At 32.0% G+C, this 13,371-nt stretch carries 11 protein-coding genes; 5 read left to right on the top strand and 6 right to left on the bottom strand.

What is annotated here, in order from left to right:
• Positions 1-5 precede the first annotated feature (5 nt).
• From FUA22_RS14225 to recR, 4 genes are all read right to left on the bottom strand, one after another.
• Positions 6-782 (bottom strand): 3'-5' exonuclease, encoded by a 777-nt coding sequence (locus FUA22_RS14225; RefSeq protein ID WP_147769264.1) that lies wholly within the window; start codon positions 780-782, stop codon positions 6-8.
• A gap of 95 nt (positions 783-877) precedes the next feature.
• The gene (locus tag FUA22_RS14230; protein WP_147769265.1) at positions 878-2,200 is read right to left on the bottom strand and encodes a dihydrolipoamide acetyltransferase family protein; all 1,323 of its coding nucleotides are present in this window, start codon (positions 2,198-2,200) and stop codon (positions 878-880) included.
• Between the two features lie 112 nt (positions 2,201-2,312).
• Positions 2,313-3,410, bottom strand: a complete 1,098-nt coding sequence (locus tag FUA22_RS14235; protein ID WP_147769266.1) for a glycosyltransferase family 2 protein — start codon at positions 3,408-3,410, stop codon at positions 2,313-2,315.
• 9 nt (positions 3,411-3,419) lie between these two features.
• Positions 3,420-4,037, bottom strand: a complete 618-nt coding sequence (gene recR / locus FUA22_RS14240) for a recombination mediator RecR (protein ID WP_147769267.1) — start codon at positions 4,035-4,037, stop codon at positions 3,420-3,422.
• A 114-nt stretch (positions 4,038-4,151) separates the two neighbouring features.
• On the opposite strand from recR, the gene FUA22_RS14245 reads away from it, so the two are divergent.
• On the top strand, positions 4,152-5,609 hold the full coding sequence (locus tag FUA22_RS14245) for a sodium:solute symporter (RefSeq protein ID WP_147769268.1): 1,458 nt from the start codon (positions 4,152-4,154) through the stop codon (positions 5,607-5,609).
• Here FUA22_RS14245 and FUA22_RS14250 read toward each other — a convergent pair.
• Positions 5,586-5,948 (bottom strand): CoA-binding protein, encoded by a 363-nt coding sequence (locus FUA22_RS14250; RefSeq protein ID WP_147769269.1) that lies wholly within the window; start codon positions 5,946-5,948, stop codon positions 5,586-5,588. The two genes, FUA22_RS14245 and FUA22_RS14250, sit on opposite strands and share 24 nt — an antisense overlap.
• A gap of 115 nt (positions 5,949-6,063) precedes the next feature.
• Here FUA22_RS14250 and FUA22_RS14255 point away from each other — a divergent pair, with 115 nt between their 5' ends.
• Entirely contained in the window at positions 6,064-8,535 is a 2,472-nt protein-coding gene (locus tag FUA22_RS14255) for a TonB-dependent receptor domain-containing protein (RefSeq protein ID WP_147769270.1), read from the top strand.
• Positions 8,536-8,975: 440 nt separating this feature from the next.
• Here FUA22_RS14255 and FUA22_RS14260 read toward each other — a convergent pair whose 3' ends face one another.
• A complete protein-coding gene (locus tag FUA22_RS14260) occupies positions 8,976-9,983 on the bottom strand; it encodes a 3-oxoacyl-ACP synthase III family protein (RefSeq protein WP_147769271.1) in 1,008 nt (335 codons plus the stop codon).
• A gap of 149 nt (positions 9,984-10,132) precedes the next feature.
• Between FUA22_RS14260 and htpG the strand changes: the two genes are divergently transcribed.
• The 3 genes from htpG to FUA22_RS14275 all read left to right on the top strand — a co-directional run bounded on the left by htpG (position 10,133) and on the right by FUA22_RS14275 (position 13,364).
• Positions 10,133-12,046, top strand: coding sequence for a molecular chaperone HtpG (gene htpG / locus FUA22_RS14265; RefSeq protein WP_147769272.1), 1,914 nt, complete (start codon positions 10,133-10,135; stop codon positions 12,044-12,046).
• 116 nt (positions 12,047-12,162) lie between these two features.
• Positions 12,163-12,624 (top strand): FKBP-type peptidyl-prolyl cis-trans isomerase, encoded by a 462-nt coding sequence (locus FUA22_RS14270; RefSeq protein WP_147769273.1) that lies wholly within the window; start codon positions 12,163-12,165, stop codon positions 12,622-12,624.
• Between the two features lie 155 nt (positions 12,625-12,779).
• Positions 12,780-13,364 carry a Crp/Fnr family transcriptional regulator gene (locus FUA22_RS14275; RefSeq protein ID WP_147769274.1) on the top strand — a complete coding sequence of 195 codons (585 nt, stop codon included), beginning with the start codon at positions 12,780-12,782 and terminating at the stop codon, positions 13,362-13,364.
• Positions 13,365-13,371: the final 7 nt, after the last annotated feature.

Genomic DNA, 13,371 nt, shown 5'->3' on the forward strand with positions numbered 1-13,371 from the left:
TTCTTTTAGAACAATTTATTATTGAAACCTCTCAATTTAATATTAGTTAAAACCTTCTTAGTATATAATGGAAAATCAGCATTTAACAACCAACCAAAATAACCTGGTTCCTTTTCCAAAACTTCAGTCACCAATTTTCCTTTATGCTTCCCAAAAGAAAAACACTCCTCGCCTTTTTTATTGTATGCTATAAAACCTGCAAAGTCCGCAAACTTTTTCCTTGAACTAAACTCCGCTAAAAACTTGGTATCATTCTCCAGTTCTTCATATTTGGAAAGTTGAGCCTTTAACACTTCATACGTGGCAATGGTATCTGCTTCAGCACTATGAGCATTGTCTAAATTTTTATCACAATAAAATTTATAGGCAGCACTTAAAGTTCGTTGTTCCATTTTATGAAAAATGGTTTGTACATCTATAGCTTGACGGTTTTTCATATCGAAATCTACTTCAGCACGTAACATCTCTTCGGCCAACAAAGGAATATCAAATCTGTTAGAATTAAACCCACCCACATCTGAATCTTTAATCATATTATAAACTTCCTTAGCTAACTCTTTAAAGGTTGGTTTATCAGCCACATCTTCATCTGAAATACCATGAATAGCCGTCACTTCTTTTGGAATAGCCATTTCAGGGTTTACCCGCCATGTTTTACGTTCTTCTTTCCCGTCAGGAAACACTTTTAAGACAGAAATCTCTACTATTCTATCATGAGTTATGTTAATACCTGTAGTTTCTAAATCGAAAAAACAAATGGGTTTTGTGAGATTAAGTTGCATAAATTATGTTATTACATATTAAAATAGATTCCTGCAAAAATAGAAAAACCTAACCATTTTACTGGTTAGGTTTTCCATCATTTATTTTTATGAAATTATATTTCTCTATCAACATCCCAAGCCTCCAAATAATCTTTAACAGCTTTTACAAACATACCTCCTAAAGCTCCATTAACTACACGGTGATCATAAGAATGTGATAAAAACATTTTGTAGCGAATGCCTATAAAATCACCTTCACTGGTTTCAATTACCGCAGGAACTTTTCTAATTGCTCCAAGCGCCAAAATACCTACTTGTGGCTGATTGATAATTGGCGTCCCCATGATACTACCAAAAGAACCAACATTAGTCACAGTATAAGTTCCACCTTGAATATCATCTGGTTTAAGTTGATTTAACCTTGCTCTATTTGCTAAATCATTAACCTGCTTTGTCATTCCAACTAAATTTAGCTGATCAGCATTTTTAATAACAGGAACAATTAAATTGCCGTCTGGTAAAGCTGCAGCCATACCTAGGTTTATATTCTTCTTCTTTATAATAGTATCTCCTTGAACAGAAATATTCATCATAGGGTAATCACGAAGTGCTTTGGCAATGGCTTCCATGAAAATAGGCGTAAACGTTAGATTTTCACCTTCACGTTTCATGAATTCACTCTTCATTTTCTTTCTCCAATTCCAAATCTTGGTAACATCGGCTTCAATAAAACTTTGAACATGTGCTGATGTTTGAATTGACTCTTTCATATGATGAGCAACTAGTTTACCCATGCGTGTCATTTCAACAATTTCATCCTCACCACTTGGAATCACAGGCGGAGTAGTTATAACTTTTGGAGCTGTTTCAACTTTAACCTGAGGAGCTGGAGTAACATCTTCTTTTACAGGTGTAGATTGTGCTTTAACACCTCTATTTTCAACATAACTCAAAATATCATTTTTGGTAACTCTACCGTCTTTTCCGGTACCTGAAATGGCATCAAGTTCTTCCTGTGAAATACCTTCTTGTTTTGCTATGTTTTTTACGAGAGGTGAATAAAAACGATTTCCGCTAGAGATAACAGGTGTAACTGTTTCCTTAGCTATAGAAATGGTTTCTTTTATTTGCTCAACAGCTTTTTCTTCAACTTCAACAGGACTGCTTTCAGATTCTGTTTTTGGTTCTTCATCTCCTTCAGTTTCAATTACTGCAATAACTTGCCCAACTTGAACCACATCATCAACATTAAAAAATCTTTCAATTAAAACACCATCAACTTCACTTGGCACTTCACTATCTACTTTATCTGTAGCAATTTCCACAATAGGCTCATCCATCTCAATAGTTTCACCAATTTCTTTTAACCAAGATGTTATAGTTGCCTCAGCAACACTTTCACCCATTTTAGGTAATCTAAGCTCAAACTTTGCCATATCAATAATGTAATAGTTCTGTTTTAATTTGCGCTTGCAAAATTAATGAAAAATCAACGATTCTTATTGATTATTCTCATTAATTATAAGAAGATTTACAGAATATAATAAGTTAAAAAACGATAACTTCTCCTCGACTTATTGCATCATCGCTACCTAAAACAAAGTTAGAATTTTGTGGTATAATCTTATACGTTAATCCTTTTTTTGGAGAAGCAACATCCATAGAACCGATAATTTCTTTATAAGTCAAGTATTTCGCATCAAAAATAATTTCATCACCTTTATCAAGATTTTCTATACTATTTTTTAATTCAAGTTCAGAATTCAATACTCCTTGTAAACCACCTATTAGTTTATCTGATATTAAGACATATTTATTAACACGTTTAATTTTGTAAATTGGAGTTTTTCTAAAAAAGTACACTAATCTAATTCCAAAGAATACGAATAAATCCAAAAGAAAATTCTTTTTGAAATGCTTTTTGTAAAATATCTGCATGGCGCCATAGAATCGACGAGCATAATTCTTATCTCTAAGAGTACTTTCACCTTTATAGTGAATTACACTAGTTTTTCCATAATAATAATTCTGAAGGCCTAGTTTTAATACTCTATAAGATAAGTCTATATCCTCTCCATACATAAAATAGTCTTCGTCGAATCCTTCTATTTTTTGATACAATTCTCTTTTCATGAACATAAACGCCCCAACCAAAACATTCACCTCTCCAATATCATTTTCATTTAAATGGTTGGCATAATACATTGAAGGATCACCAAACAGTTTTTTGAAAGCTGCTTTTACAAAAGGAATATTTCGTTTACTTTCTGGTAAAAATCCACCAACTCCATCAATCAATTTACAACCAACAACACCCAAACTCGTCTTATCTTCACTAAACAGTAAAAGTTTTTTAAAGGTATCTTCTGCTACAACTGTATCCGGATTTATAACACAAAGGTATTCTCCCTGTGCTTCTCGCACTCCAATATTGTTTCCCTTAGAAAAGCCAAAATTCTCTTTATTCTCTATTAGAATTACCTTTGGAAATAATTCCTTTATCATAGAACAACTTCCATCTTCAGAATTGTTATCAACTACAATAATTTCAGCTTCTAAATCAGAAATTGCAGCTTGCACACTTTTTAAACAGAGTTCTAAAAAGTATCTTACATTATAATTAAGTATAACTACCGAAAGTTTCAAATTGAGAGACTAAAGTTTTAAAGAGGATTCAAATGGGATTCTATTAACAATACTTCTTCCTAAGGTAATTTCATCTGCATATTCCAATTCGTCTCCAACCGAAATCCCTCTGGCAATAGTTGATGTAACTACATCATAGTCTTGAATTTGTTTAAAAACATAAAAATTAGTTGTGTCACCTTCCATAGTGGAACTCAGCGCAAAAATGAGCTCTTTCACTTTACCATCTTTCACTTTTTTTACTAAAGATTCTATATTCAAATCGTGAGGTCCAATACCATCCATTGGAGAAATTTTACCTCCTAAAACATGGTATAAGCCTTTAAATGAACTTGTATTTTCAATAGCCATAACATCTTTAATATCTTCAACTACACAAACAATTTCAGTATTTCTATTATGACTTGAACAAATTTCACATAGAATATTGTCACTAATATTATGACACGATTGACAGAATTTCACATTGTTCCTCATTGCTTGTATAGCTTCAGTTAATCCTGCTGTTTGCTCTTTTGGTTGTCGCAACATATGCAACACCAAACGTAAAGCTGTACGCTTACCTACCCCTGGTAATTGAGACATTTCATTCACTGCTTTTTCTAGCAATTTAGATGAGAATTCCATAACCGCGAAATTACAATATATTATTTATTAGACTATCACGGTCTTACCTTCTTTTTATTAGAATTTAGATTTTGAAATTTATAATTTGTATTTTGAAAACCAAATAAAATTTAAATGACCGCCACTCAAATACTTCTACTAATCGCAGCCTACTTTGGCGTACTTTTAGTAATATCATATTTCACCGGAAAGAACGATAACAATGAAGATTTCTTTAAAGCAGGAAAACAATCACCATGGTATTTAGTTGCTTTTGGAATGGTTGGTGCTTCTCTCTCTGGAGTCACTTTTATATCTGTCCCTGGATGGATTGAAGGATCACAGTTCAGTTATTTTCAAGTAGTATTAGGATATATGGTTGGTTACTTGGTGGTTGCCTACGTTTTACTACCCATCTATTACAAACTTAACGTCACCTCTATCTACGAATATTTACTACAGCGTTTTGGTGTTGTCAGCCATAAAACGGGTGCATTTTTCTTTTTTTTATCAAGAGTTTTAGGAGCTGCGTTCCGATTGTTTTTAGTTGCTATTGTTTTACAGCAATTTGTATTTAACGCTTGGAATGTGCCATTTGAAATTACCGTAATTATCTCAATTTTACTTATTTGGATTTACACCAATAAAGGTGGTATAAAAACTATAGTTTGGACGGATACGCTACAAACCTTATTTATGATTTTGGCAGTAATACTTTCAATACATTTTATTAATGAAAGCTTGGGTTGGAGTTTTAGCGAGTTTTTAGTTTCCGATGAATTAAAGGCTTACAATAAAGTATTTGTAATGGATAGCTTTTTGGAAAGAGGGCATTTTTTTAAATCATTTTTGGGCGGCATGTTCATTACCATTTGTATGACTGGATTAGACCAAGATATGATGCAAAAAAATCTAACGTGTAAATCTTTAAAAGATGCACAAAAAAATATGGTTTCATTTAGCATTGTTCTTGTTTTTGTCACATTACTTTTCATGCTTTTAGGAGCTCTTCTTTATATCTATGCTAACAAACACAACATAGCCATTCCTTTAATGGACGGGAAGCCAAAAACAGATTTATTATTCCCCGAAATTGCTTTAAACAGTGGATTAGGCATTACACTAGCAGTTACCTTTATGTTGGGCTTGATAGCAGCCGCATATAGTAGCGCCGATAGCGCCTTAACATCACTAACAACCTCTTTTTGCGTTGACTTTTTAAACATTGATAAAAAACCAAAAGAGCATCAAAAAAGTGTTAGGAAAAAAGCTCATATTGGCATGAGTGTTTTATTGATAATTGTAATCATAATATTTAAATATGTACTTAATAGTAATGTAATTGACAGCCTCTTGACGGTTGCTGGATACACTTATGGACCTTTACTTGGTTTATTCGCTTTTGGAATCTTTACAAATTATCAAGTAAAAGATAAATACGTATGGCTTGTTGCTTTATGTTCTGTAGTTCTAATTACAATTATAGGAAGTATTCCTGCCGATAAATTAGGAGGTTATGTATTAGGTTACGAGCTACTACCAATAAATGGTTTATTAACTTTTATTGGGCTAATACTGATTCGTAGAAAGTAGTACCAAAGTACAAGCCTCTTCATAGAAAATATTATTTTCTTTTAAAATTGAAAAGAATTCTGGATTCTCAGTTCCCGGATTAAAAATAACCCGTTCTGGTTTCAAAGAAACTATATAATCATAATATTCTTTTTGGCTATTTGGGTTAAGATATAAAGTGACAGTATGTATTCTTTCAAAAGCTTGTAATTCAATATCAATTTCAATCCCAGAAACAACACCTTTATGTCTTCCAAAAGCAACAGTTTTAATATTGTTTGCAACCAACCGTTGAATAGCATAATTACTATACCTATTAGGTTTAATTGAAGCTCCAAAAACTAAGGTTATTTTATTCATTTGTTAAAGTATTGTTAAGGCTCAATAATTTGGTAACACAACATATTCTAAGACGTCTTATTTATAATTAAAAACTAAGTAAACATCAATCAAATCAAAAAACAATCAAATAAAAATGAAAAACTTATTTTTCATGTGCTTTTTAGCGCTTTCAGTATTAGTAAATGCACATGCTAACCCCGAAAAAAATATTGACAAAAACGGCACAATCTTCGGTGTTGTTTTAGACGCAAATTTAAAACAACCCTTACCCTATGTCAATATTGTTATTAAGAATAATCAAAATGAAATTTTAACTGGTGGTATAACACTAGATGATGGTAGCTTTAAAATAAACAAAGTTGCCGAAGGAGATATAGTAGTTAACATTCAATATATTGGGTATAAAACCTATAGTAAAAATATTACTGTAGGTAAAGGGAACTATAGAGTAAATCTTGGTAATATTCTTTTAGAAGAAGAAAATGAAAGTTTAGAGGCTGTAACTGTTGTTGCAGAAGTATCAACCATACAACAGAAAATTGACAGAAAAATAGTTAACGTTGGCAAAGACCTAGCAAATATGGGAACAGCCACAGATATTATGACAGCAGTTCCATCTGTTAATGTTGACGCTCAAACAGGTGATATTAGCCTGAGAGGGAATCAAAATGTTCGTGTTATGATAGATGGTAAACTATCTAATATTCCAACGGCCCAATTACTAAGGCAATTACCTTCAACATCAATTAAACAAATAGAACTAATAACAAATCCTTCAGCCAAATACAATCCAGAAGGCATGAGTGGGCTTATAAATATTATTCTTCATAAAAATACCAATATTGGTTTTAACGGAGGCTTGAGTACTGGTGTCCAACATCAAAGAGAAGCTAAATTTAATAGCTCGTTGAATATGAATTACCGTAATGGAAAAGTAAATGTATACGGAAGCTACGGCAACAATATTAGAAAAGGCGTTAATTTTGGTGAAATACGCCAAATTGAAAACAACTCTTATCAAGCCATAGACTTACAAGATAATAATAAATCTCATTTATATAAAGTTGGTGTTGATTTTTATTTTAATGATAAAAACACTATTTCGTTTTTCACCAATCAAAACACTTTTGATGGTAAAAATGATGCAACCTCTGAATTTGTTTTTAATGATTTAATAGGAAATGACCAAAAGCAGATTACAAAGTCATATAGTGAAAATAGTTCAGGTCAATATAATTTTAATTATAAACTAGATTTTAACAAAAGTGGTCAGAATATTGAATTGGAGATTGATCATAATGCTTTTGATAATACAGGAGATACCAATAATGGTCAAATTTCAAATAATGTTAGACCAGATTTTATTGAGCTAACTGAAACCGAAAGAAATAGAACTACCATAAACCTTGATTATGCTGACCCTCTAACAGAAAATTCAAAACTAGAATTAGGCTTTCAAGCAAGACTATTTGACACTGAAATTTTTTATGAATCTGATGCCAGAGTAAGAAATGAAAATGGCGAGTACATTCCAACAACTACAGACTACACCTATGAAAGAGACATTTATTCGGCTTATTTGAATTATAGTAAAAAGTTAGACAAATGGACTTATCAAATTGGTCTTAGAGCAGAAAACGTAACCGTTGATGCGAATGCATCTGAAACAGATTTATCATTAAATGAAGAATTAATTATTCCGTTTGAGAATAATTATTTTCAATTGTATCCATCGGTGTTCTTCACCTATAATCATTCTGACAAAAATTCTTATCAAATAAGTTATAGCAGAAGAATTGACAGACCAGGTGTAGGTCAAGTAAATCCTATCCCACAATGGAATACACCGCTGGTAACAAACATAGGTAATCAATCCTTAGAGCCACAATTTACTAATTCACTTGAGTTTAACTACACTAAAAATTTAAAAAAGGGAAGTATAACTGGAGGTGTTTTCTATAGAATTATAGAAGATGAAATAAACAGAGCTGTTAAAGTTGATAGATCTGATTTGCAATCTAACAGATTCCTTTTAACTTATGACAATTTCAGCAACACAACTGCCTATGGCTTAGAACTATCAAGTAATTACCGCCCTACTAAATGGTGGAGTTTAAATGCTAGTTTTGATTTATATTCTCAAACTCAAAAAGGAATTGCAGAAAGAATTGATCCTACATTAACAAATCCAACAGAAAACGACATTGTTGAGGAAGCAGTAAAAGTTGAAAATAATATTTGGAACTTTAGAGTTTTTAATAATTTAAGAGTAAGCAAAAAGTTATCATTTACAGCTTTTGGTATGTATAGAGGAAAGAATACTGGATTAAATTTTGAAATGGACCCAATGTATTTTGTTAACCTAGGTATGAGATATTCTTTCTTAGATAGCAAAGCAACACTTGGTTTAAGTTTTAATGATGTTTTTAACACTCAAAAAATTGCTATTGTAAGTGAAAGACCATATTTACAAACTGCCAACTTTTCTCCAGAATTCAGAACATTCTCTATGAATTTTAATTATAGATTTGGCAATAGTAAATACAGAGCAAAATCCAGAAAACGTCGTAATAATGATGAAAAACAAGTTCAAGGCGGTTTATAATAAATTTAGTAACCTACATAATAGTTGATGGTTAGTGTTAAGTAAGGTTATTAAATAAGAAACCCCAAAGTTTTTGAGCTTTGGGGTTTTGTTATTATAAAAAAATTTAATATCCACACAATAAACACAATATCCTTACGTTAAACGTATGTATACAATCTAGCCAAAACGGAGAATAATTATTTAGAGTTAGTCATCTTACACATTAAATTTCGTAATAAAGATTAGTATATTTTCACCATAAAACTCGGAGCTGTAAGCTTCGAGTTTTTCTTATAATTTGTTAAAAAAAGTTAATTAACAATATGGCGTGCAATAAAATCATGTTTTACACGTCTAATAATTAAGATTCTTCACATTAGTGTTAGTTGGAGTTGATTAATAGCTGAAAAACCCGAAACTCAATGTTTCGGGTTTTTATTTTAAACTAATTTTTATTCCTACCAATTAATTATAACACTTCCCCAAGTAAATCCACTACCAAATGCTGCCAAAACAACATTGTCTCCTTCTTTTATTTTTCCTTCTTCCCAAGCTTCAGTAAGCGCAATTATTACTGATGCTGCTGTAGTATTGCCATATTTTTGAATGTTATTATAAACTTGATCATCTCTTAAACCAAACTTTCTTTGAATAAATTGTGAAATTCTCAAATTAGCTTGATGAGGAATTAACATATCAATATCTTCCTTTTGAAGATTATTAGTCTTCAAACCTTCAACTATGGCCTCGCTAAACCGAACCACGGCATGCTTAAACACAAATGTTCCATTCATATAAGGATAGTAAGACGTATCATCAGGGTCATTGGCTTCCAAAATTTCAGGTACCCAATGCTTAATACTTGGTCCAGCAACAATTAATTCCTCGGCATATTTCCCTTCAGAATGTAAATGAGATGACAAAACACCTTTAGAATTATCTTCCTCTCTTGTCATAACAGCAGCACCCGCACCGTCACCAAAAATTACCGATACATTTCTGCCTCTAGTAGATTTTTCTAGACCTCCGGAATGATATTCAGCACCAATTACCAAAACGTTTTTATACATACCCGTTTTAATAAATTGGTCTGCTACTGCAACTGCATACACAAATCCTGTACATTGGTTTCTTATATCTAAAGCCCCAACTGTTGGCATTTCTAACATGTCTTGAATTTGAACACCGCATCCAGGGAAATAATAATCCGGACTTAATGTTGCAAACACTATAAAATCTATATCATCTTTTGTTAAACCAGCACGTTCAATTGCAATTCTAGCAGCTTTAGCTCCCATAACTGCCGATGTATCTTCAGTTCCTTCTTTAATCCATCGTCTTTCTTTAATTCCTGTTCTCTCTTGTATCCATTCGTCATTGGTATCCATCATTTTAGATAAATCATCATTTGTCACAACATTATCAGGCAAATACTTTCCAAGACCTACTATTCTAGAATTATACATATGATTTCGTTTTAAGTAATACAAATTACAACAACTGGAAATAATTTCCTAATTCATAATAATTGTGTCAGTTTGTCACTTTTTGATACTTGGTATTTTTTTTGTCTAATACAGAATCATAATAATAAATTGATTAAAACAGATATATCATGACAAAAGGAAATATTAATGTTTCGGTAGAGAATATCTTTCCTCTCATTAAAAAATTCTTATACAGCGACCACGAAATCTTTTTACGTGAGTTAATTAGTAATGCAACAGATGCCACATTAAAACTTAAACACCTATCTAACGTTGGTGATGCTAAAGTTGAATATGGTAATCCGCAAATTGAAGTTAAAATTGATAAAGATGCTAAGAAGCTTCATATTATAGATCAAGGTTTAGGTATGACGGCAGAAGAGGTTGAAAAATACATCAATCAAGTAGCATTTTCGGGAGCTGAGGAATTTTTAGACAAATACAAAGACTCTGCTAAAGATGCAGGTATTATTGGGCATTTTGGTCTTGGTTTCTATTCGGCTTTTATGGTTGCTGAAAAAGTAGAAATCATTACAAAGTCTTTTAAAGATGAGCCTGCTGCTCATTGGACTTGTGATGGATCACCTGAATTCACTTTAGAGCCTGCTGAAAAAGTAGATAGAGGTACTGAAATCATACTTCATATTTCTGAAGGTGAAGAAGAATTTCTTGAAGAAGGTAGAATTCGTGAATTATTAACTAAGTACAATAAGTTCATGCCTATTCCAATTAAATTTGGAACTAAGGAAATTAATGACCCAGAGCACGAACCAGAAACTACAACTGATAAAGACGGAAAAGAAACTACTGAGCCACACAGACAGATAACTGTTGATGACATTATCAACAATCCAGATCCAGCTTGGACAAAACAACCGGCTGACTTAAAGGATGAAGATTACACTGGATTCTACAGAGAATTGTATCCAATGCAGTTTGAAGAGCCTTTATTCAACATTCACTTAAATGTAGATTATCCGTTCAATTTAACAGGGATTTTATATTTCCCTAAAATGACGAACGATTTAAACATTCAAAAAGATAAAATTCAACTATATCAAAATCAAGTTTTTGTAACTGATAATGTTGAAGGTATTGTTCCAGAATTCTTAACAATGTTACGTGGTGTGATTGATTCACCAGACATTCCGTTAAACGTATCACGTTCTTATTTACAGGCCGATGGTGCTGTTAAAAAGATTTCGTCTTACATAACTAGAAAAGTAGCCGATAAATTAAAGTCATTATTCAATAATAACCGTGAAGATTTTGAATCTAAATGGAATGATATTAAGGTGGTTATTGAATATGGAATGCTTTCTGAAGAAAAATTCTTTGAAAAAGCAGATGCTTTTGCATTATACCCAGCGGTTGATGGTACGTATTACACTTACGAAGAATTATACAATAAGATTAAAGCAAACCAAACAGATAAAGATGACAAATTAGTTATTCTTTATGCAGCTGACAAAGATGAACAACACAGTTACATAGAAGCTGCTAAAGCTAAAGGTTATGAGGTATTGTTATTAGATTCTCCTATTGTATCACACTTAATTCAAAAGTTAGAAACAACTAAAGAAAATATAACTTTTGCACGTGTTGATGGTGATCATATTGACAACCTTATCAAGAAAGATGAAACCACTATATCTAAGTTAGATGAAGACCAAAAGAAATCTCTAGATGAATTATTGAAAGAAGTAATTCCTTCAGAGAAGTTTATGGTACAGCTTGAAGCTATGGATAGTGAAGCCTCTCCTTTTATCATCACACAACCTGAGTTTATGCGTAGAATGAAAGAAATGCAAGCCACCGGAGGTGGCGGTGGTATGTTTGGTATGGGTAACATGCCAGAAATGTACAACTTGGTAGTTAATACTAATCATGAATTGGTTAGTGAAATTCTTAGTACCAAAACACGTAAAAAACAAGAGCGTTTAATAAACCAAAGTTTAGATTTAGCGCGACTGTCTCAAGGGTTACTAAAGGGAGAAGAGTTAACAAACTTTATTAAACGTAGTTACGATATGATAAAGTAACAACCTCATGCCAACACCGTTGGCATTCTATATATATCCTAAACCGCCTTGTTAAAACAAGGTGGTTTTTTATTGCATAAGGGTATACTCTAATTTATATTTGCTCAAAAAAAAACATGAAACATTTCATTATAATTATTACACTAGTTCTTTTTACATCATGTGCTTCAGATGAAGGTAATGCTCCCAAAGATTTCAGGGCAGAAAACGACAAAGAAATTCAAGATTACATAACTGCAAATAACTTAAATGCGCAAAGTAGCAACTCTGGGTTATATTATGTTATTGATGAACTTGGAACTGGAGTGCAACCCTCCTTCACAAGTGATGTAACAGTTGCGTATAAAGGCTATTTCACAAGCGGAAACGTTTTTGATGAAAGCGATGCCGAAGGAATCTCATTTAATTTACAACAAGTAATAGCAGGTTGGACCGAAGGCATCACCTACTTCAAAGAAGGTGGGAGTGGCATATTACTGATACCTTCTCATTTAGGCTACGGTAGCTTTGGAAGAGGAAGTATTCCAGGTGGCGCGGTATTGGTTTTTGATATTGATTTAATTTCAGTTAATCAATAAAAAAGATTTTCTTTAGTAAAAGCTTGTGAAACGCTTTGTTGATGCAAAGTGCTTTTTTGTTTTAACCGATTAACTAATTTTTAATGTGAACATCGGTTAGAACATAAAATTCTTAAGAATTTTATGTAATTTATAAATGTTAAATCAGCCTTTAAGTGAGCTTAGATAACAACATAAGTAAAGAAATATTTAATGAGCTTTCTTTTTCAAATGAAGAAATTGAAATAATTAATGCTGTATTTTTTAGAGAAACTTTTAAAAAAGGAACTCAATTACTTAAAGCAGGTGATAATGTTGATAGACAATATTACATAATTGATGGTTGTTTAAGGTCTTATCATATAGATACTCAAGGACGAGAATATACTGTACAATTTGGTATTAAAGATTGGTGGATGAGTGATTATACCGCCTTCTTTTCTAACTCAAAAGCTATTATGAATATTGAGGTACTTCAAGACGCAACAGTTTATAGAATCTTGGATGAAGAGAAAGAATATTTATATAACCAAATCCCAAAAATAGAATCCTTTTTCAGAAAAAAATTAGAAAGGGCATTTGCTGCCTTTCAAAGAAGAATTTTATCAGAACTATCTTTAACGGCTAAACAGCGGTATCTTAATTTTATTAACTCCTTTCCAAATATTGAAAAATCTGTAAAAAACTATCACATTGCATCTTATTTAGGTATTACTACAGAAAGCCTGAGTAGAATTAGAAAAGAACTTTCTCATAAGTAAAATTTAT

It is taken from the genome of Seonamhaeicola maritimus, assembly GCF_008056315.1.
Taxonomy (GTDB): Bacteria; Bacteroidota; Bacteroidia; order Flavobacteriales; family Flavobacteriaceae; genus Seonamhaeicola; species Seonamhaeicola maritimus.

Bases quoted from the DNA above. Each gene is read 5' to 3' on its own strand.
- FUA22_RS14250 (WP_147769269.1), bottom strand. From the start codon at position 5,948: ATGAATAAAATAACCTTAGTTTTTGGAGCTTCAATTAAACCTAATAGG.
- FUA22_RS14225 (WP_147769264.1), bottom strand. From the start codon at position 782: ATGCAACTTAATCTCACAAAACCCATTTGTTTTTTCGATTTAGAAACT.
- FUA22_RS14260 (WP_147769271.1), bottom strand. From the start codon at position 9,983: ATGTATAATTCTAGAATAGTAGGTCTTGGAAAGTATTTGCCTGATAAT.
- recR (WP_147769267.1), bottom strand. From the start codon at position 4,037: ATGGAATTCTCATCTAAATTGCTAGAAAAAGCAGTGAATGAAATGTCT.
- FUA22_RS14230 (WP_147769265.1), bottom strand. From the start codon at position 2,200: ATGGCAAAGTTTGAGCTTAGATTACCTAAAATGGGTGAAAGTGTTGCT.
- FUA22_RS14255 (WP_147769270.1), top strand. From the start codon at position 6,064: ATGAAAAACTTATTTTTCATGTGCTTTTTAGCGCTTTCAGTATTAGTA.
- FUA22_RS14270 (WP_147769273.1), top strand. From the start codon at position 12,163: ATGAAACATTTCATTATAATTATTACACTAGTTCTTTTTACATCATGT.
- htpG (WP_147769272.1), top strand. From the start codon at position 10,133: ATGACAAAAGGAAATATTAATGTTTCGGTAGAGAATATCTTTCCTCTC.
- FUA22_RS14245 (WP_147769268.1), top strand. From the start codon at position 4,152: ATGACCGCCACTCAAATACTTCTACTAATCGCAGCCTACTTTGGCGTA.